Raw genomic sequence first — 19,223 nt, 5'->3', positions numbered from 1 at the left:
CGCAGAGGCTCCTTCCACGCGGGTGACTGGGCAGGTGACGCGCATCCTTGCACCGGTGTTCGGAGGCCGTCCAGTAAGTGCACGCTTAGTAGGAGTTGCCCCAATCAGCGCCCCTGGGGTTACGGCTGGTCACACCCACCGCCCCGGGTCTGTCAGGATGGAGCCATGGGTCAGCCGGCGGAACGCGCATCTCGAGAGGCAGCGGAGCCGGAGCTTCCGCCGGGTCAGCGGCTGCAGCGCGGCTGGCCGGTAACGCACTACGGCCCGGTGCCGAAGTTCCGTCCCGAGCGCTGGGAGTTCAGGGTTTTCGGCGCCACCGCCGACGGCGCGAAGCGCTGCTGGACCCACGAGGAGTTCTCCGCCCTGCCGTACGACACGGTCGTCGCGGACCTGCACTGCGTCACGAAGTTCAGCATGCTGGGCGCCGAGTGGGGCGGGGTCCCGGCCCGCACGCTCCTGGAGATCGCCCCGCCCGCGCCGGACACCACGCACGTGATGGTCTGGGCCGAGTACGGCTTCAGCTCGAATCTGCGCCTCGCGGACTTCGCCTCCGACCGCACGATTTTCGCCACCCACAAAGGCGGCGAACTGCTCACCGCGGAGCACGGTTTCCCGCTGCGGCTCGTCGTGCCCCACCTGTACGCCTGGAAGGGCCCCAAGTGGGTCCGCGGCATCGAGTACATGACGGCCGACCGCCGCGGCTTCTGGGAGGAGCGCGGCTACCACAACCTCGGCGACCCCTGGCAGGAGCAGCGCTACTCGTACCAGGAAGGGCCCGGGGACGGCCCCGAGCTCTAGATGCTCCTGAGCTCCTTCAGGCGGGCCACGTCCGCCGCGTGGCCTTCCTTGCCGCCGGGCGTCTCGATCACCAGCGGTACGCCCTCCGTGGCGGGGTGGAGCATCAGTTCGCGGAACGGGTCCGCGCCGATGTGGCCGGTGCCGATGTTCTCGTGGCGGTCCTTGTGGGCGCCGACGACGTCCTTGGAGTCATTGGCGTGCACGAGCTTCAGGCGCCCCTCGCCGACCGTGTCCACGAGGAGGTCGAGGGTCTGCTTCATGCCGCTCGGACCTGCCAGGTCGTGGCCCGCCGCGTAGATGTGGCAGGTGTCCAGGCAGACGCCGAGCTTCGGGTGGGCGTCAAGCGCCTCGAAGTACGGCCCGAAGTCCCAGGTGCGGGAGCAGAGCGAGGCGCCCTGGCCCGCGGTCGACTCCAGGAGCAGGAAGGGGTCGTCGTCGTGCGTCAGCTCGTCGAGCAGCGGCAGCATGCGGTCGCGCACCTGCTTCAGGGCGACCGCACGGTCCCGGCCACCGGTCGCCGAGCCCGTGTGCACGACGACGCCGAGCGCGCCGATCGCCCGGGCCCTGCGCAGCGAGTGGCGCAGTGAGTCGACGGACTTCTCGACGGTGGCCTCGGTGTGCGAGCCGAAGTTGATGAGGTAGGGCGCGTGGACATACGCGGGGATCTTCTCGGCCGCGCAGGCCGCGCGGAACTCCTCGTCCTGCTTCGGATTGCCGAGCGGGGTCGCCCAGCCGCGGGGGTTGGCGACGAAGACCTGCACGGCTTCGGCACCGAGCTCACGGGCGTACGAGAGGCCGACGGAGGCGAGGCCGCCGGCCACGGGGACATGGCCGCCGACGGGGTTGCGGGACGCTGCGCTGGGGGACTCGTTGCTGGTCACTGACTTGTTGCTGCTCACGCCATCCAGGGTGGCATGCGCGCGGGGATGCTCCGTCGGCGGTCCGGGCCCCGGCCGATCACGGGCTCTCGGGCTCAGCGGATCGTGATGGTGATCGTCGAGTTCTTGGGGGCCTTGTCGCCGCCGTCCACCGACTGCTTCTTCACGGTGTCGCCGAAGATGCCGAGCAGGCCGCGGTCCTCGTCCACGTCGAAGCCCGCCCCCTCCAGCTCGTCCTTGGCGTCGTCGACGTTCATCCCGGTCACGTCAGGGACCTCGACCATCGGCTGGCCCTTGGAGATCGTCAGGGTGACCGTGTCGCCCTCGGCGAGGGTCTTGCCCTCACCGGGCGACTGCTCGGCGACGTCACCCTTGTCCTCGTCGGAGTAGACCTGCTTCGTGGCGATCTCGACCTTGAGCCCCTCCTCCTCCAGCTCGGAGGTGGCGTCGGACTCGGACTCGCCCGTCACGTCGGGGACCTCGACGGGGCGGCCCTTGCTGACGACGAGGGCGACGGCCGAGCCCGCCTTGCGGGTGAAACCGGCCCGCGGGTCCGTGCTGATCACGGCGCCCTTCTTGACGTCCTCGCTGAAGCTCTTGGTGACCATGCCCGGCGCGAGCCCGGAGTTCTTGAGCTCCTTCTTCGCCGTGTCCAGCGGGATGTTCTTGACGTTCGGGACCTTGACGGTCTCCGGGCCAAGGGAGATGGTCAGCGTCACCTTGTCGTTCTGCCGGATGCGCTCGCCCACCGCGGGATCGCTGTCCATGACCGTGCCGCGCTTGTCCGTGTCGCTGTACTTGCGGTCGATGTCCTTCACGTCGAGCCCGGCCTCGTCCAGCCGCTGCTTCGCCTGCGCCTCGGTCTTCGCAAGGAGCGGCGGGACCTTCGTGAACTGGCCGGAATTGATGTACCAGATGCCGGTGCCGAGGCCCAGGACGAGGACGACGGCGGCTATCACCGCGATCATGCGGCGGCGTGGGTCGAACCGCCTGCGGGAGGCCGGGGCGGCGGCGGGCGGCGGGCCGGGCGGCGGGGTCGCGAGGATGCTGGTGCGGTTCAGCGCGTCCTGGCCGCCCGCTCCGCCAGGACCGCCATCGGTGGGCGGCGGGAGCTGGACGGAGCGCGCCGCGCGCGGGATCACGCTCGTGCGGTCCTCGGCGTTGTCGTGCGCCGCCGCGTGGGCCTGCGGCGGCACCGCGTCGAGCTGCTCCTCGGTCAGGGCGGCCCGCGCCTCCCTGAGCTGGGCGAGGAGCGCCACCGCGTCGTACGGACGGACGTCGGGGTGGCGCGCGGTGGCCGAGGCGACCACCTCGTCGAGCGCGAAGGCAAGGCCGGGGACGGCCGCCGACGGGGGCGGCACGTCCTCGTTGAGGTGCTGGTAGAGGACCTGGGCGGGGGAGTCCCCGGAGTGCGGCTTGGCGCCGGTCAGCATTTCGTAGAGCACGACCCCGCAGGCGTACACGTCCACGCGGGTGTCCGACGTGCCGTGCTCGATCTGCTCGGGGGCCAGATACGAGACGGTGCCGAGCACCGTGCCGGTCGTGTTCGTGACCGTGTCCACCGCGCGGACGAGCCCGAAGTCGGCGACCTTCACCCGGCCGTCGTCCCCTATGAGGACGTTCTCCGGCTTCATGTCGCGGTGCACGAAGCCCGCGCGGTGCGCGGCGCCGAGCGCGGCGAGGACCGGCTCCAGGATGTCGAGCGCCGCCCGCGGCTGCAGCGCGCCGCGCTCGCGCAGGACGTCACGCAGGGTGCAGCCCGCGATGTACTCCATCGCGAGATACACGTACGACCCGTCCGTGCCCTGGTCGAAGACGCCGACCACGTTCGGATGGGAGAGGCGGGCCACCGACTTGGCCTCGCGGATGAAGCGGTCGACGAACGAGACGTCGGCCGCCAGCGTCGGGTGCATCACCTTGAGCGCGAGCACGCGGTCGAGGCGGGTGTCCACGGCCCGGTAGACCGTGGCCATCCCGCCGACCGCGATGCGCCCGTCGATCCGGTAACGGCCGTCGAGCAGCTGCCCGACGAGCGGGTCCTGAAGGGTCGTGTCCACGCAGGGGAGTCTACGAGCCACCGCTGACACGTCTCCCCGCCGGGCGGATTCGGAGCGCTACTGCAGCCGAGCTGTGACGCTCCGGGCCGTGCCCGTGCCCGCTGGGGCCTAGAACGCGGGCCGCTCCGGATCGAGCCGTGCCATGCCCTCCGCGGGAGAGGACGCCTCCGCGAAGTGCCTGCGCGGAATCCGTCCGGCCCGGTGTGCCAGGCGCCCCGCCTCGACGCCGTGCCGCATCGCCTCCGCCATCAGGACCGGCTCCTGCGCCCGCGTCACCGCGGAGGCGAGCATCACGCCCGCGCACCCCAGCTCCATCGCGATCGCCGCGTCGGACGCCGTGCCCGCGCCCGCGTCGAGGATCACCGGCACGCGCGCGTGCTCGACGATCAGCTGGAAGTTGTGCGGATTGCGGATGCCGAGACCGGAGCCGATGGGCGAGCCGAGCGGCATGATCGCCGCGCAGCCCACGTCCTCCAGCTTCCGCGCGAGCACCGGGTCGTCGTTCGTGTACGGCAGGACCGTGAAGCCGTCGTCCACCAGGACCTCGGCGGCGTCCAGGAGCTCCACCGGGTCGGGCAGCAGCGTGCGCTCGTCGGCGATCACCTCCAGCTTCACGAGCTCCGTGCCGAGCGCCTCGCGTGCGAGCCGGGCGGTGAGCACGGCCTCACCCGCGGTGAAACAGCCCGCGGTGTTCGGCAGGACGCGGATGCCGAGCCGGTCGAGGACGCTGAGCACGGAGCCCTGCACGCCCGGGTCGAGGCGGCGCATCGCGACCGTGGTCAGCTCCGTGCCGGAGGCGACGAGGGACCGCTCGAGGACGTCGAGGCTCGGCGCACCGCCCGTACCCATGATCAGGCGCGAGGAGAGGGTGAGCCCGCCGATGACGAAGGGGTCGTCTGCCATGGTTCAGCCTCCCTGGACTGCGGTGAGTACTTCGACGCGGTCGCCCTCGGCCAGCGCGGTGGCGGGCCACTGCGCGCGCGGGACGACGGTTTCGTTGACGGCGGCGGCGACACCGGAGTGCGCCGCGGAGAGGGTGGCCACGAGGGCTTCGAGCGTGGTGCCCGAGGCCACATCACGTGCTTCTCCATTGACGGAAACGGCGAAAGGGGTGCTCATACGGGCTGCTCCGTGAAGGGCTGCGTGCGGGGCGGAACGAGTTCAGGGGCGGCGCCGGTGAACCGGAGCGGGGTGAAAGGCCGCGCCTCGTCCGGCAGTTCACCGGTGGTCAGGGCGTGCGCCATGACGTCGCCGGTGAGGGGCGTCAGCAGGACGCCGTTGCGGTAGTGGCCGGTGGCCAGCTGGAGCCCGGCGAGCCGGGTCGGGCCGAGCAGCGGCGCGTTGTCGGGCGAGCCGGGCCGCAGCCCCGCGCAGGTCTCGGTCAGCGGCAGCTCCGTGATGCCGGGCACGAGCTCGTGCGCGTCCCGCAGGAGTTCGTACACACCGCCCGCCGTGACCGTGGTGTCCCAGCCGAGCTCCTCGCTGGTCGCGCCGACGACGAGCTCGCCGTTCTCGCGCGGCACGAGGTAGACGTGGCTGCCCCGCACCACGGCGCGCACGGTGCGGCTCAGGAACGGCGCGTACGGCTTCGGCACCGTCAGCCGCAGGACCTGCCCCTTCACGGGGCGCACGGGCGGCAGGACGTCACCGGGGACACCCGCGAGGCGCCCGCTGAGGCTGCCAGCCGCGAGCACGGTCTGCGCCGCGCTCAGCTCGGTGCCGTCCGCGAGGACGACTCCGCGCGCCCGGTCGCCCGCCACCGTCAGGCGCTCGGCCCAGGCGCGGTGGAAGACCACACCGGCCCGCTCGCACGCCACCACGAGCGCCGCCGCGAGCCTGCGCGGGTCGATCTGGTGGTCGCCGTCGACCCGGAGCCCGCCGCGCACGCCCGGCGCGAGCATCGGCTCAAGACGGCGGCACTCGCGGCCGCTCAGCCACTGGGAGTCGAGCCCCGAGCGGCGCTGCAGGTCGTGCAGCTCGCGCAGGTGGGCGCGGTCGTCGGAGTCGAGCGCGACGGCGAGCGTGCCGCACGCGCGGTAGCCGAGGCCGTGCCCGCTCGCCTCGGTCAGCTCGGCGGCGAAGTCGGGATAGCGGCGGGCGGATGCGAGGTTGAGGGCGAGCAGGGTCTGCTCGCCGTAGTGCAGCTCGGTGACGGCGGCCAGCATGCCCGCCGCGACCCGGGCGGCGCCGCCGCCCGGGTCGGGGTCCACGACCGCTGCGGAGAGCCCGCGCTGCGCGGTCCGCCAGGCCGTGACCAGGCCGATGATGCCGCCTCCGACGACCAGGACATCGGAGGTGACCGATGGCACTGCCGTAGGCGATGTCGTACGTGGATGCATGGGCGTCCAGCCCCTCCCTTCGCCGGCATGACCCGGATCAGGTTCGTACGGTCGGAGGCCGTCCCAGCCTCCCTCTCAGCCCGGTGCGTCCGGGCTCCCGCGAGTGCTCTGCACCGGCCACCCTAGCCCGTCGCTCCGCGTGGCAGTAGGGGAGCTGTCCGGGTACGGGCAGTGACGGTGTGTCAGAGATCTCCTCGTATCCATCTGAAAGCGTCCCGGCCGGCCGCCCTACAGTGATCGGGTGAGCGAGCAGCAGAGGCAGACCGGGAAAGAGCGGCAGGCGGCGCGGCGCGTCGTCATCGTCGGCGCGGGGATGGCCGGGGTGCAGACCGCGGTGGCCCTGCGCGAACAGGGGTTCACCGGCGCGGTCACCGTCGTCGGGGCGGAACCGCACCAGCCGTACGACAGGCCGCCGCTGTCCAAGGCGGTGCTGCTCGGCAAGGCGGAGGGCTCCGCCTTCGACATCGACTTCGAGGCGCTCGGCATCGAGCTGGTCCTGGGCCGCGCGGTCACCGGGGTGCGCCCCGCCGACCACGAGCTGGACACCGCCGAGGGACCCGTCGCGTACGACGACCTGGTCCTCGCGACCGGCGCCGAACCGATCGGCCTTCCCGGCACCGAAGGCGTGCCAGGCGTCCACCTCCTGCGCACCCTGGACGACGCGGAGCGGCTGCGCCCGGTCCTCGCCGAGCAGCACGACGTCGTGGTCGTCGGGGCGGGCTGGATCGGCGCGGAGTTCGCGACGGCCGCGCGCGAGGCGGGCTGCGCCGTCACCGTCGTCGAGGCGGCGGGACGGCCGCTCGCGGGGACGCTGCCCGCGGAGGTCGCGGCGCCCATGGCGGGCTGGTACGCGGACTCCGGGGCGGTGCTGCGCACCCACGCGCGCGTGGAGCGCGTCGAGCCGGGCGCGGTGGTCCTGGCGGACGGGACCCGGCTGCCCGCGGGCGCCGTCGTCGTCGGCATCGGCGCACGGCCCGCGACGGGCTGGCTGGCCGGCTCCGGCATCGAGCTGGGCACGCACCGGGAGGTCGTGACCGACGACCGGCTGCGCACGTCGGCGCCCGACGTGTACGCGGTCGGCGACTGCTCCTCCTTCCCTTCGGGAAGGTACGGGGAGCGCCTCCTGGTCCACCACTGGGACAACGCCCTCCAGGGCCCGCGCACGGTGGCGGCGAACATCATCGGCGAGACACCGGCGGCCTACGACCCGGTGCCGTACTTCTGGTCGGAGCAGTTCGGCCGCTTCGTGCAGTACGCGGGCCACCACGCGGCGGCCGACCACATGGTCTGGCGGGGCGACCCGACGGGCATGGCCTGGTCGGTCTGCTGGCTGCGTGACAGTGCCCTGGTGGCGGTCCTGGCGGTGGGCCGCCCACGGGACCTGGCCCAGGGCCGCAAACTGATCGAATCCCGCACCCCCCTGGACCCGACCCTGACGTCAGACCCATCGATCCCCTTGAAGAAGGCGGCTCTGTAGCGCACCACCCCAAGGGGCGCGGGGAACTGCGCGACCAGCCCCCACCTCCCCGCGGCCGCTCACGAGCCAGAGGCTGAGGCTGCCGCGCCCAGCCTCTGGGCCAAGGGCCACCCGGACCCCCCAGGGGCGCGGGGAACTGCGCGACCAGCCCCCACCACCCCGCACCCGACCACAAGCAAGCCCCCCCACAGCCCACCCCGACCCAAGGCCCCCCGGCCAGAGATACGCTGGACCTGTGACCGAGATTGACGCAAAGACCGATGCTCTCGTCCCCGCCTGGCTGCACCTCCCCGACATCGCGGAAATGTTCGATGTCGAGGTGACCCGCGTGCGCCAGCTGGTCAAGGAGGGCACGCTGATCGCCGTACGCCGTGGTGAGAACCGCGCGCTGCAGGTGCCGGCTGCCTTCATCGACGGCGACAAGGTCGTCAAGGGCCTCACCGGGACCCTGACGCTCCTTAGGGACGACGGTTTCTCCGACGAAGAGATGATCGAGTGGCTCTTCACCCCCGACCCGACCCTGCCCGGCACCCCCGCGCAGGCTCTGAGCGAGAATCGCGGCACGGAGGTGAAGCGCCGCGCCCAGGCGCTGGCCGTCTGAGCGGGTGCTCGGCCGTCTGACCTGAACACATCGTCCGGCGTACGGGGCGCGTGCCGTCACGCGCCCCGCACGCCACCGACAACGGGGGACTTACCCATGGCTGCCGCTGCCGCCGATCACCGCGCCCAGCTCGCCGACGCCCGGCTCTATCTGTGCGTGGACGCCCGCAAGCGCCAGGGTGACCTCCCGGAGTTCCTCGACGCTGTCCTCGCGGGCGGCGTCGACATCGTGCAGCTGCGCGACAAGGGCCTGGAGGCCGCCGAGGAGCTGGCGCACCTCCAGGTCTTCGCGGACGCCGCACGGCGGCACGGCAAGCTCCTCGCGGTGAACGACCGCGCGGACGTCGCCCACGCGATCGGCGCGGACGTGTTGCACCTGGGCCAGGGCGACCTGCCCGTCCCCGCGGCCCGCGCCGTCCTCGGCGGTGACGTCCTCATCGGCCGTTCCACGCACGCCGAGGAGGAGGCCGCCGCGGCGGCCGTCCAGGACGGCGTGGACTACTTCTGTACGGGCCCGTGCTGGCCCACGCCCACCAAGCCGGGCCGCCACGCCCCGGGCCTCGACCTGGTCCGTTACACGGCTTCGCTCGGCACGGACCGCCCCTGGTTCGCCATCGGCGGCATCGACGCGGGCAATCTGGACGAGGTCCTCGAAGCGGGCGCGCGCCGCGTCGTCGTCGTACGGGCGATCACCGAGGCGGACGACCCCGGGGCCGCCGCGGCCGACTTCGCGAAGCGGCTGCGTACGTCTGTCTGAGCAACAGCCCGGGAGTGTCCGATCCGTGGACAACAAACCGGCAAACCGGCCAAATCTTCCCACTCTGGTTGGGCGACCGCCGGGGCCTGGCTAACCTGCCCATATGGCCCTAGGCACAGCTTCGACCAGGACTGACCGTGCGCGGACGGTGCGCGACATGCTCGCGACCGGTAAAACGATGTTTTCGTTCGAGTTCTCCGCCCCGAAGACCCCGAAGGGTGAGCGGAACCTCTGGAACGCGCTGCGGCGGGTCGAGGCGGTCGCCCCGGATTTCGTCTCCGTGACCTACGGCGCGGGCGGTTCGACGCGCACCGGCACGGTCAAGGAGACCCAGCAGATCGTCGCCGACACCACCCTGACGCCCGTCGCACACCTGACCGCGGTCGACCACTCCGTCGCCGAGCTGCGCAACATCATCGGGCAGTACGCGGACGCGGGCATCAGGAACATGCTGGCGGTCCGCGGCGACCCGCCGGGCGACCCGCTCGGCGACTGGATCGCACACCCCGAGGGCCTCACGTACGCCGCCGAACTGGTCGAGCTCATCAAGGAGTCCGGGGACTTCTGCGTGGGCGTCGCCGCCTTCCCCGCGATGCACCCGCGCTCGCCCGACTGGGACTCCGACACCCGGTACTTCATCGACAAGTGCCGGGCCGGCGCGGACTACGCGATCACACAGATGTTCTTCGACCCGGAGGAGTACCTGCGGCTGCGCGACCGCGTCGAGGCGGCCGGGTGCGATACTCCGATCATCCCTGAGATGATGCCGGTCACCAACGTCCGCCAGCTCAACCGGCTGCCCGAGCTCAGCAACGCCGTATTCCCGGCCGAGCTGAAAGAACGGATGCTCTCGGTCAAAGACGATCCCGCCGCTGTACGCTCCATTGGCATCGAGTTCGCGACGGAGTTCTGTCGGCGGTTGCTGGCCGAGGGCGTGCCGGGACTGCACTTCATCACGCTCAACAACTCCACGGCGACGCTGGAAATCTACGAGAATCTGGGTCTGCACCAGCAGGCCTGAACGGTCGTACCCCCTTGGGCCGCGGCCGAGGGGAGAGGGGCGTACATGGGCTGGACGGTCCTCTACATCGCGTTCGGATTCGTCGCGCTGTGGCTGCTGGGGGAAGTGCTGCTGCAGTACAAGGCCAGGCTGCGCTGGCGCCTGCTGGCCTTCGGAGGTTTCGTCGGGGTCGTCATCGGAGTGATGATCCCCTCGGTGTGGATCATCGGGCTCGGCGCCATCGCCTTCGCCACAGGCCAGACGTACGTGACGCTGTCGTTCCGCCGCGGCTTCTCCACCGGCTGGGCGCTCGGCGGTCAGCCGGGCCTGAGCAGGCGCCGCAAGAAGCCGTCGCGCGCGGCCGCCGCCCAGGAGCCGACGCTGCAGGTCTCCGACCTGGAGTACGAGCAGGTCCCGGCGCCGCCCGAGCACAGCCCCGAAACCCCCGGGGACGGCGGGGTCTACGCGACCGAGCCGATGCCCGACGACACCGGCCAGTACGGCGTGTACAGCGACGCCGCGTACGCCCCGCCGACCGCGGGCGAGGCCCCCGCGAGTGACACCTACGGCTACGACGCGGCCGCCTTCACCGGCTACGACCAGCAGAGCTACGGATACGACGAGACGGGCCAGCAGCAGTACGCCGCCTACTCCGACCCGTACATCGGCACGCAGACCTACGGCGCGCAGAGCTACGGGGGCTACGGCGACCAGCAGCAGTACGCCCCGTACGGCGGCGACACTTACAGCGGCGGCCTCGGCGAGGCGTACAACGAGACCCCGCCCGGCGGCGTCTGGGTGCCGCAGCAGCGCACCACCGACGAGCCGTACGGCGGCGAACTCCCGCAGGAGCAGCCCTACCCGTACCAGCAGGACGGGAACGCCGGGGGATACGACGGCTCGGGCTACAACGAGCAGCAGTACCGGTACTGACGGCCCGTCGTCCTCACTGGGAGCCGCGGAACTCCGGCCCCTCCACGATCAGGCCCGCGGCCAGCGTGCCCGACATGCCCGCGTGGGGGAGGCCTCCGCCGGGGTGCGACCAGCCGCCGACCGCGAAGAGCCCCGGCAGGGCGGTGCTGTTGGCCGGGTGCAGGAGCGTGCCGCCGGCCGCGGCGAGCGCCGGTGCCGGGACCGCGCCGCCCTCGGCGCCGGTGGCCTCCGCGATGTCTGCAGGGGTGCGTATCTCCTGCCACAGGAGGCGCTCGCGCAGGTCGGGGACGGCCCGCCCGGCACGGTCGATCACCCGCTCCGCGCAGGCGGCGAACGCCTCGCGGGCGGCCGGGTCGGACGCGTCACGGCACGCGGGCACCGTGACGGTGAGGGTGACCGCCTCATGCTCCGCGTCCGGCACCGACGCCGGGTCGTCCGGCCGCGTCACCGTGACCGTGGGGTGCGTGGCCAGGGCGAAAGCGTCGCCGAACAGCCGGTCCAGCTCCTCAGCGCGGTCCGCCGCGTGCACCACCGTCCGGTGCGGGGCGTCCGCGGGGCGTGGCCCGCGCAGCGCGAGCAGGACGGTCAGCCGACTGGGCATGGCGGGGCTCTTGGGAAGGTCTCCCGACGAGCGTGCGCCCCCACCGGGGAGCATGCCGTGCAGAGCGGCGGGCGCGACGCCGGCGACGACGAAGTCCGCGTCCGCGGTGGTGCCGTCCGCGAGCTCCACGCCCGCGGCCCGGCCGTCCTTCTCGACGATCCGCGTCACCGCCGCGCCGAACACGAACTCGACCCGCCGCGCGAGACACCGCTCGTACACCGCTCGGGCCAGGGCGCGCATGCCGCCCCGCGCCGACCAGACACCGAACGTCTGCTCCAGATAGGGCAGGACGGCCGCGCTCGCCGGGGTCGTACGGGGATCCAGACCGTGCGCGAGCGCGAACTGCTCCAGGAGCGCGACCAGACGCGGGTCGCCGCCCAGTTCGAGCTCGCCGACCTCGCTGAGGGTGGCCGCGCGGCGCTCCTTGCGCAGCAGGCGCTTCCGGGGCACCGACGGGTACGGCTCGCGCGTGGCGAGCACCTCCCAGTTCGGCCACAAGGGCTCTTCCAGGAGAGGGCGGCGGGTGCGGTCCCAGGCCTCCCTGGCGCGGTTCATGAACGCCGCCCAGCGCGCGCCCGCGCCGTCACCCAGCGCCGCGTCCAGCGCTTCGCCCACGCCCGCGCGGGAGGCGTTCGGCAGGTCGGCCGCGGTGCCGTCCGCGAAGACATGGCGCACGGCGGGCTCCACCTGGGACAGCTCGACGCACTTCTCCAGGGGCTCCTTGCCCGTCTTGAGGAACAGGTCGCGGTAGACCGCGGGGAGCTGGAGCAGCGCCGGTCCGGTGTCGAAGGCGAAGCCGTCCCGCTCGACGCTGCCGAGCGCGCCGCCGTACGTCCCACCGCGTTCGTACACCACCACCCGGTGGCCCGCCACGGCCAGCCGGGCGGCCGCCGCCATCGCGCCCATCCCGGCGCCGATCACCACAATCCGTGCCATGCCAGGGACTTTATCGGCAGCCACTGACAGTCAGGGCGGTGGTGCCCCCGTACGCCCCGCAAGGCGCTTCTCCTCGCGCCGCTGCGCCCTGCGCCGCAGGAACCGCCGGATCCGCGAGACCAGGAAGAACAGCAGGAAGAGGCCGAGCAGCAGGAGCACGGCCGCGATGATCGCGGCGGCTTCCGGATAGAACATCGCGAAGCTGATGATGCCGCCGACCCCGAGGTCCTCCGCGGTGCTCATCACGACGTTGCTGAACGGCTCGGGGGAGGGGTTGACCGCCATCCGCGTGCCGGCCTTCACCGCATGGCTTGCCAGCGCGGTCGAGCCGCCCACGGCGCCCGCGGCCAGGTCGGAGAGGGACCCGCTCTGCCCGGCGAGGAGCGCCCCCACGACGGCGCCGGACACCGGACGGATCACGGTGTGCACCGTGTCCCAGACCGAGTCGACGTACGGGATCTTGTCGGCGACCGCCTCGCACAGGAAGAGCACACCGGCCGCGATCAGGACGTCGGGCCGCTGGAGCGCCTCGGGGACCTCGTCGCTGACGCCGGTCGCTCCGAAGATGCCGAGCAGCAGGACAACGGCGTACGCGTTGATCCCGCTCGCCCAGCCGCTGGTGAACACCAGGGGGAGTACGGACACGGACGTGATCGTAACCAGTCCGGGACGGCTCGGCCCGTGGTTGAGCACGCGCGCCTGAGTATCCGTACCTATGGAGAGAGATGAGTACGCGCACGGATGGGCCTCCACCTGCGAAGACGGAAGAGTGTGGGGCACGGAGAAGGGCGCGGGGCCGGTACCGCCGACACGGGGCGGCGGAACGGGCGCCGCGCCCTCGACCGCTCCTCGGGGGACACGAAAGCGCCGGTCCTGTGCCGCCTGGGGACAGGGGGGCACAGGACCGGCGCTGTTCGTGCGTGTGGTCGTACGGGTGGGTGGCTACGCGCGCGTGCCGCTCACCCGGCCCTGCAGCAGCCGCGACAGCGCCGCGTGCACGTCGTCGAGCGAGCGCTCCGGCTGGAAGGCCTGCCAGTCGAGGGCGGCCACAAGGACCATGCCGACGAGCGCGGCCGCTGTCAGCGGGATGTCGATCTCCTCGCTGAGCTCGCCGTTGCCCACCCCGGCCCGCAGCACGTCCTCGACCACCGCGACGGCCTGCTGCCTGACCACGAGCAGCGTGGACTGCCAGGCCCGGTTGGTCCGCCACAGCTCGGCGACGTACAGCTGGGTGAAGGCCGGATAGCGGTTGATGAAGACCAGACCGGCCCTGATCATCGCGTCGAGGGCGTCGACCTTGCTGCCGCCCTCGCTGTCCGCCTCCTCGGCCGCCGCCTTCAGGGAGGCGGTGAGCAGGCCGACGCCGTGCCGCAGCAGCTCTTCGAAGAGGACCGATTTGCTCGCGAAGTTGTAGTAGACGGTGCCCTTCGCGACCCCGGCCCGCTCCGCGATCTCGTCGACCGTCGTGGCCGAGAAACCCTGCTCCGCGATCAGGGTGACCGCGGCCTCGTAGAGCTTCTGCCGAGTGGCCTCGCGGCGGGTGCTGCCTGCACTGCTGTCCATGGCCCTGATTCTCACAGGTTTCACCGCCCGTCCCGGCCCCGCCGTCCTCACAGCGTCAGCTCCGGATGCAGCCGCTCCAGGGTCCACACCTGCTTGCGGTGCGCGGAGAGGGCGGTGAGCGCGAGGGCGCCCAGGGTGAAGGCCGTCAGGACCGCACAGCCCTGCCAGACGGGGCCGAGGCCGCCGCCCGTGATCAGTCTCCGGAGCGCCTCGACGACGTAGCTCATCGGCAGGAAGGGATGGATCGCGCTGAAGAAGCCGGGACTGGTCTGGACGGGGTACGTGCCGCCCGCCGACGTCAGCTGCAGCATCAGCGCGGCGAGGACGAGGATCCGCCCGGCCGCTCCGAAGCGGGCGTTGAGCCACTGGACGATCGCCGCGAAGCACGCCGTCACCAGACAGAGGAAGCCCACCGTCCCGGCCGCCCTGGTCATTTGCAGGCCGAGCCCCCAGTGCAGGACCGACAGCAGGGCCGCGGTCTGGAGCACGCCGAGGGCGGCCACCGGGAGCCAGCCGGCGAGCGCGATGCGCCAGGCGGAGGCGCCCGCGGCGAGCGCGCGCCGGTTGAGCGGCTGGATCAGCATGTACGCCACCATCGCGCCGACCCACAGGGAGAGCGGGATGAAGTACGGCGCGAAGCCCGTGCCGTAGTTGGGCGCCTTGTGCAGCGACTGGGAAGCGAGCTGCACGGGGTCGGACATGACGCCGGTGCGCTCGTCGCGGTCCTTCTTGTCGTAGTCCGGGATCTTCTTGACGCCGTCGTGCAGCCCGCCGGACAGCTTCGCGGAGCCGTCGGCCAGCTTGAACATGCCGCCCTTGAGGTCGCCTGCGCCGGTCTCCAGCTTGCCGATGCCGGTGTCGAGGTCGGTGGCGCCCGTCTCGGCCGTGCCGAGCCCGGTGTTCAGCTTCGTGGCGCCCTTGGAGACCTTGGCCGCGCCCTTGTTGAGGTCGTTGATCTGGGTGACGGCCGTCTCCAGGTCCTCGTCGAGGCGCGGAGCGCGGTCGGCGAGCGCCTGCGACTTCTTCTGCAGGGCGGCCAGGTGCTTGTCGAGCTCCTTGACGTCGCCGCGCTGGTCCTTGATCACGGTGTTCATGTCGTCCGCGATGGCCGACACGTTCGCCGCGGCCTTCTTGGCGTCCTTGATCTGGGGACAGTAGGGGTCGGGCACCGGGGCCTTCTCGCAGCGCTCCGCGTAGAAGTTCCCGATCACCCGGGAGCTGTTTTCGGCGCCCTTGGCCGCGCCGGGGGCGAGCTTGACCCAGGTGTCCAGGTGGTGGCGGAGGGCCTTGGAGGAGTCGGCGACGAGCTGGGCCGTGTGGCCGATGGTCCTGCCGTTGTCCTTGAGGAAGGGCCGCACCTTGTCCGCGGTGCCGTTGACCTTGTCGGCCAGCTTCTGGGTGCCGTCCGCGACCTTCTTCGAGCCGTCCGCCAGCTTGCCCGCACCCGTGTGCAGCTTCTCGACGCCCCCGGCCAGCTTGCCGCTGCCGTCCTTGGCGTCCCCGAGACCGTTCGCGAGGTCCTTGGAGCCCTTCTTCGCCTTGCCGATGCCGCTGTCCAGCTTGTCGGCGCCCTTCGCGGCCTTCGCCGTCGCTCCGTGGATGTCGGAGAACGAGATGAAGATCTTGTCGAGGAACGAGCGCGACGCCTTCGTGGACGCGGCGGAGCGCACCTCCGAGAAGACCGTCCGGGAGATCTGGCCGACGATGTAGTTGTTGGCGTCGTTCGTCTTGACCCGCAGGGCGCCCGTCTCCGGAGAGGATCCCGAACTCGACGCGATGCGCTTGCTGAAGTCCGTGGGCATCGTCAGCGACAGGTAGTACGTCCCGTCCTCGACGCCCTCGCGCGCCTCGGCGTCGCTCACCTCGTGCCATTCGAACGTCTTGCTGTCCCGCAGCCCCTCGACGATGTTGTCGCCCGCCGCGAGCTTCTTGCCCTGCGCGGTGGCTCCCTTGTCGTCGTTGACGAGCGCCACGGGGATGCGGTCGAGGTGGCCGTACGGGTCCCAGAAGGACCACAGGTACAGGGCGCCGTACAACAGGGGCAGCAGCAGGAGCGCGACGAGCGCGGCGCGCGGCAGCTTCCCCCTGCCGAAGCGCCTGAGCTCAAGCGCGGCGAGCTTCGGCGAGCGCATCCGCTGCCTCCTTGTCGTGGTCGGTGCGGTCGGCGTGGTCGGTGCGGTCGGTGCGGTCGGTGGTGCCGGTGCGGACCACGACCGCGTCCTTTGGAGCCTCGCTGCACACCGCGAGCACGGTCGTCCCGCGCTCCGTGAGGGACTTCAACATCGCCCAGGCCTCGGCCCGTTCGGAGTCCGAGAGCTTCAGGTCGGTGTCGTCGACGCCCAGCACGCGCGGGCGGCCGATTAGAGCCAGGGCCACGGAGAGCCGCAGGACCTCGAGACGGTCCAGGTCGCGCACGGAGGTCCTGCGCCCCTTGGGCAGGGTCTCCAGGTCGAGCCCGGCGGCCGTCAGCGCGGTGTCGACGCGCAGCCGCAGCTCGTTCCCGCGCTCGCTGCGGGGCCTCAGGAGCCCGCGCAGCGGGCCGCCGAACCGCCGCTCGAGGAGCGCCCGTTCGTGCAGGTGCTCGGCCACGGTCAGGGCGGGGTCGAGATCGGTCACTCCGGGCACCGGACCCAGCCCGCTGATCCGGCGCACCGCGGCCAGTTGCCCGGGCAGGCGGAAGCGGCCCACGGCCGCGTGGCCCTCGGTGGCACGCATACGTCCCGTGAGAGCGAGCAACAGACAGGTGCGGCCCGATCCCGACGGGCCCTCCAGCGCGATCAGCGACCCGGGCTCCGCCTCGATCCCGATGCCGCGGAACGCCCAGCCCCGCGGTCCCTTGAGCCCGAAGTCCCCGGCGGTGACGGCGGCTCCGCGCGCGCCGTCGGTCGGACCGTCCACAGTCCCCCCTGCCCCTCTTTTGAACTGACTGGTCAGTACAAAAGTAAGCCCGAACCCGCGATCGTGGCAAAGGGCCAGGTCAGGGCCGATTGTCAGTGGCGTACTCCACGATGGGCACATACGGCCACTGCGCCGTCACACGACGACAGGAGGTTCGTCATGGCCAGCACTTCCGCAGCAGCCGCACGTCGGCACCGCGCCGTCGCCCCCGCCTCTGCACCGACCGGCCCGGCGAGCGATGTCCACCCCGTCCTGCGCCGCGCCACGGCCCCGCCCGCTGCCCTCGAACTGCTCGCCCAGGCCCGCGCCGGAATAGACGAGGCCACCCGCCTCGACCCGGCCAACGAGCGCTATGCCACCGCCCACCTCGCCGCCCTGCGCACCGCCGCCGCCGTCCTCGCCGCACGCGGGCGCCCCGAGACGACACCGCGCCGCAGGCAGCGCATCCGCAGCGCCTGGGAAGTCCTCCCCGAGATAGCCCCCGAACTGACCGAGTGGAGCGCCCTGTTCGCCTCCGGCGCCGCCCGCCGGGCCCGCGCCGAGGCGGGCATCAGGGACGCCGCCACCCCCCGCGACGCCGACGACCTGCTCCGCGACGTGGCGATGTTCCTGCGCATCGTCGAGCGGATGCTGGTGCTCCAGCCCGTGCTGCCCCAGCCCCGGCAGGACTCCCAGGAGGCGGGCCGGGAGCCGCCGGACGCGGGCTGACCGGCGGCTGTGCGGCACGGGAGGCGTGGCCGGAACACGGCGCGGCAGGCAATAGGGTGGAGGCGATCGCAACCCCACGCGCCGAGGAGTCAACTGCCGTGTCGGACCCGATGCGCCCCCGCGCTTCTCTCCGTACCGCCGTGGTCTGGGACGTCCTGAAGGACGCCCTCGACCGCCGCGTCAAGGTCACAGGGCGGGAGTCGCGCACCGAGCTCGATGTGCTCGACACCGGAGGCGGCAGCGGCAACTTCGCGGTGCCCGTCGCCCGCCTCGGCCACCGCGTCACCGTCGTCGACCCCAGCCCGAACGCGCTGTTCGCGCTGGAGCGCCGGGCCGCCGAAGCCGACGTCGCCGAGCGGGTGCGCGGCGTCCAGGGCGACGTGCTCGGCCTCTTCGACGTCGTCGAGCGCGGCGGCTTCGACGCGGTCCTGTGCCACGGCGTCCTGGAGTACGTGGACGACCCGGCCGAGGGCGTGCGCCTCGCCGTCGACGCCCTGCGCCCCTCCGGCGTGCTCAGCCTGCTCGGTGCCGGACTCGGCGGCGCGGTGCTCGCGCGGGCCCTCGCCGGGCACTTCAAGGAGGCGCAGACCGCGCTCAGCGACCCGGCGGGCCGCTGGGGCGAGGGCGACCCCGTGCCGCGCCGCTTCACCGCCGAGCAGCTCACCGGGCTGGTCGAGGCCGCGGGCGTGCGCGTCGACGCGGTGCACGGCGTCCGGGTCTTCGCCGACCTGGTCCCCGGGGTCCTCGTGGACACCGAGCCGGGCGCCCTGGAGGCCCTCCTGAGGCTGGAGGCCGCCGCCGCGGAACTGCCCGCTTTCCACTCCGTCGCCACCCAGCTGCACGTGCTCGGTGAGGCGCGGAGCGCGGCCGGGGCCTGAGTTGCTGCCGCTGCCGACCTCTGATCAGGGGCGCAGCCGCACATGGAGTACGCCACAGGCCCCCCGAACGGGCTACGGGCGCCGTATGATCGAGGCACACCGTCCTGCATGACGGTTCGGCCGCTGGGGAATGCACGCTTCAGCGAGCCGGGTCGGCGTGAAGGTCCGGTTTGGCGAAGTTGGCGCAGAGGGGCGGGTTTCACGGGGGCGATTCCCTGCCTATCCTGAAGGGGACCCCCGGTCGCCCCGGCGACTGCACGATGAGGAGGACTCCGTGCCGCTCTCGGAGCACGAGCAGCGCATGCTCGAGCAAATGGAGCGAGCGCTGTACGCCGAAGATCCCAAGTTCGCGACAGCGCTTGAGGGAAGCGGGCTGCGTACGTACACCCGGAAGCGGGTCTACCAAGCGGTCGCGGGCTTCCTGGTGGGTATCGCCCTTCTCATGTCCGGAATGGTCGCCCAGCAGATCTGGATCAGCGTGGTGGGGTTCCTCGTCATGCTGGGGTGCGCGGTGCTCGCCGTCACCGGCTGGCGCAAGGCGCCGAAGCCGGGCGAACAACCCGCGGCCGCGGCCGCCGGGCCAGGTGGGGCTCCGGCCCGTCGGCAGGCGAAGCAGCGCCGCTCCGTCATGAACCGCATCGAGCAGCGGTGGCAGCGCCGCCGCGACGAACAGCAGGGTGGTCAGTGAGCGCAGCGGCTCACGACTGATCGAACAGACGTATGCATCCGTGAGGGGTGGATGCGCTGCGAGGACTGCCCGTCCGACATGGACGAAGGGCTGTACGAACGGTTGCGGGAGT

19 protein-coding genes and 1 riboswitch are annotated in these 19,223 nt (G+C 72.1%); of the genes, 9 read left to right on the top strand and 10 right to left on the bottom strand.

From position 1 onward, the window contains the following. Positions 1–165: 165 nt before the first annotated feature. The gene (locus ABZ953_RS29785) at positions 166–798 is read left to right on the top strand and encodes a sulfite oxidase-like oxidoreductase (protein WP_361730058.1); all 633 of its coding nucleotides are present in this window, start codon (positions 166–168) and stop codon (positions 796–798) included. On the opposite strand, the gene ABZ953_RS29780 is transcribed toward ABZ953_RS29785, so the two are convergent. The 5 genes from ABZ953_RS29780 to thiO all read right to left on the bottom strand — a co-directional run bounded on the left by ABZ953_RS29780 (position 795) and on the right by thiO (position 6,042). Next, entirely contained in the window at positions 795–1,679 is an 885-nt protein-coding gene (locus ABZ953_RS29780; protein WP_361730166.1) for a deoxyribonuclease IV, read from the bottom strand. The two genes, ABZ953_RS29785 and ABZ953_RS29780, sit on opposite strands and share 4 nt — an antisense overlap. A 92-nt stretch (positions 1,680–1,771) precedes the next feature. Continuing rightward, positions 1,772–3,733: a Stk1 family PASTA domain-containing Ser/Thr kinase gene (pknB, locus tag ABZ953_RS29775; RefSeq protein ID WP_361730055.1), complete on the bottom strand. Its 1,962-nt coding sequence runs from the start codon at positions 3,731–3,733 to the stop codon at positions 1,772–1,774. A gap of 108 nt (positions 3,734–3,841) precedes the next feature. Then, on the bottom strand, positions 3,842–4,636 hold the full coding sequence (locus ABZ953_RS29770; RefSeq protein ID WP_361730052.1) for a thiazole synthase: 795 nt from the start codon (positions 4,634–4,636) through the stop codon (positions 3,842–3,844). 3 nt (positions 4,637–4,639) lie between these two features. Then, complete coding sequence (gene thiS, locus ABZ953_RS29765; protein ID WP_361730049.1) at positions 4,640–4,852, bottom strand: sulfur carrier protein ThiS; 213 nt, start codon at positions 4,850–4,852, stop codon at positions 4,640–4,642. Next, positions 4,849–6,042: a glycine oxidase ThiO gene (gene thiO, locus ABZ953_RS29760; protein ID WP_361730046.1), complete on the bottom strand. Its 1,194-nt coding sequence runs from the start codon at positions 6,040–6,042 to the stop codon at positions 4,849–4,851. Before thiO ends, thiS begins: the two co-directional genes overlap by 4 nt. A 27-nt stretch (positions 6,043–6,069) precedes the next feature. Beyond that, positions 6,070–6,183, bottom strand: a riboswitch (TPP riboswitch). A 202-nt stretch (positions 6,184–6,385) separates the two neighbouring features. On the opposite strand from thiO, the gene ABZ953_RS29755 reads away from it, so the two are divergent. The 5 genes from ABZ953_RS29755 to ABZ953_RS29735 all read left to right on the top strand — a co-directional run bounded on the left by ABZ953_RS29755 (position 6,386) and on the right by ABZ953_RS29735 (position 10,839). After that, positions 6,386–7,549, top strand: a complete 1,164-nt coding sequence (locus tag ABZ953_RS29755; protein ID WP_361730163.1) for an FAD-dependent oxidoreductase — start codon at positions 6,386–6,388, stop codon at positions 7,547–7,549. Between the two features lie 235 nt (positions 7,550–7,784). After that, positions 7,785–8,150 (top strand): Rv2175c family DNA-binding protein, encoded by a 366-nt coding sequence (locus ABZ953_RS29750; RefSeq protein WP_361730043.1) that lies wholly within the window; start codon positions 7,785–7,787, stop codon positions 8,148–8,150. A gap of 96 nt (positions 8,151–8,246) precedes the next feature. After that, on the top strand, positions 8,247–8,906 hold the full coding sequence (gene thiE / locus ABZ953_RS29745; RefSeq protein ID WP_361730041.1) for a thiamine phosphate synthase: 660 nt from the start codon (positions 8,247–8,249) through the stop codon (positions 8,904–8,906). A 103-nt stretch (positions 8,907–9,009) separates the two neighbouring features. Then, positions 9,010–9,927 carry a methylenetetrahydrofolate reductase [NAD(P)H] gene (gene metF, locus ABZ953_RS29740; protein WP_361730038.1) on the top strand — a complete coding sequence of 306 codons (918 nt, stop codon included), beginning with the start codon at positions 9,010–9,012 and terminating at the stop codon, positions 9,925–9,927. A 45-nt stretch (positions 9,928–9,972) separates the two neighbouring features. Next, positions 9,973–10,839: a hypothetical protein gene (locus ABZ953_RS29735; RefSeq protein ID WP_361730035.1), complete on the top strand. Its 867-nt coding sequence runs from the start codon at positions 9,973–9,975 to the stop codon at positions 10,837–10,839. Between the two features lie 13 nt (positions 10,840–10,852). Here the strand turns inward: ABZ953_RS29735 and ABZ953_RS29730 are convergent, their stop codons facing one another. The 5 genes from ABZ953_RS29730 to ABZ953_RS29710 form a co-directional block, all read right to left on the bottom strand. After that, on the bottom strand, positions 10,853–12,376 hold the full coding sequence (locus ABZ953_RS29730; protein WP_361730032.1) for an NAD(P)/FAD-dependent oxidoreductase: 1,524 nt from the start codon (positions 12,374–12,376) through the stop codon (positions 10,853–10,855). A gap of 30 nt (positions 12,377–12,406) precedes the next feature. Further along, positions 12,407–13,021, bottom strand: a complete 615-nt coding sequence (locus ABZ953_RS29725) for a DUF4126 domain-containing protein (RefSeq protein ID WP_361730029.1) — start codon at positions 13,019–13,021, stop codon at positions 12,407–12,409. 297 nt (positions 13,022–13,318) lie between these two features. Further along, positions 13,319–13,939 (bottom strand): TetR/AcrR family transcriptional regulator, encoded by a 621-nt coding sequence (locus ABZ953_RS29720; RefSeq protein ID WP_361730026.1) that lies wholly within the window; start codon positions 13,937–13,939, stop codon positions 13,319–13,321. A 47-nt stretch (positions 13,940–13,986) separates the two neighbouring features. Further along, positions 13,987–16,071, bottom strand: a complete 2,085-nt coding sequence (locus ABZ953_RS29715) for a YhgE/Pip domain-containing protein (RefSeq protein WP_361730023.1) — start codon at positions 16,069–16,071, stop codon at positions 13,987–13,989. Further along, positions 16,043–16,837 (bottom strand): ATP-binding cassette domain-containing protein, encoded by a 795-nt coding sequence (locus ABZ953_RS29710; protein ID WP_361730020.1) that lies wholly within the window; start codon positions 16,835–16,837, stop codon positions 16,043–16,045. The genes ABZ953_RS29715 and ABZ953_RS29710 overlap by 29 nt, the downstream gene beginning before the upstream one ends. Before the next feature lie 159 nt (positions 16,838–16,996). Here ABZ953_RS29710 and ABZ953_RS29705 point away from each other — a divergent pair, with 159 nt between their 5' ends. The 3 genes from ABZ953_RS29705 (at position 16,997) to ABZ953_RS29695 (ending at position 19,111) form a co-directional block, all read left to right on the top strand. Next, positions 16,997–17,545 carry an SAV_6107 family HEPN domain-containing protein gene (locus tag ABZ953_RS29705; RefSeq protein ID WP_361730017.1) on the top strand — a complete coding sequence of 183 codons (549 nt, stop codon included), beginning with the start codon at positions 16,997–16,999 and terminating at the stop codon, positions 17,543–17,545. A 98-nt stretch (positions 17,546–17,643) separates the two neighbouring features. Beyond that, positions 17,644–18,423, top strand: coding sequence for a methyltransferase (locus ABZ953_RS29700; RefSeq protein ID WP_361730014.1), 780 nt, complete (start codon positions 17,644–17,646; stop codon positions 18,421–18,423). Positions 18,424–18,697: 274 nt separating this feature from the next. After that, a complete protein-coding gene (locus ABZ953_RS29695) occupies positions 18,698–19,111 on the top strand; it encodes a DUF3040 domain-containing protein (protein ID WP_361730011.1) in 414 nt (137 codons plus the stop codon). The last annotated feature ends 112 nt before the right edge of the window (positions 19,112–19,223 follow it).

It is taken from the genome of Streptomyces sp. NPDC046465, assembly GCF_040646035.1.
GTDB lineage: Bacteria > Actinomycetota > Actinomycetes > Streptomycetales > Streptomycetaceae > Streptomyces.
This window is presented reverse-complemented; position numbering and strand designations above follow the sequence as displayed.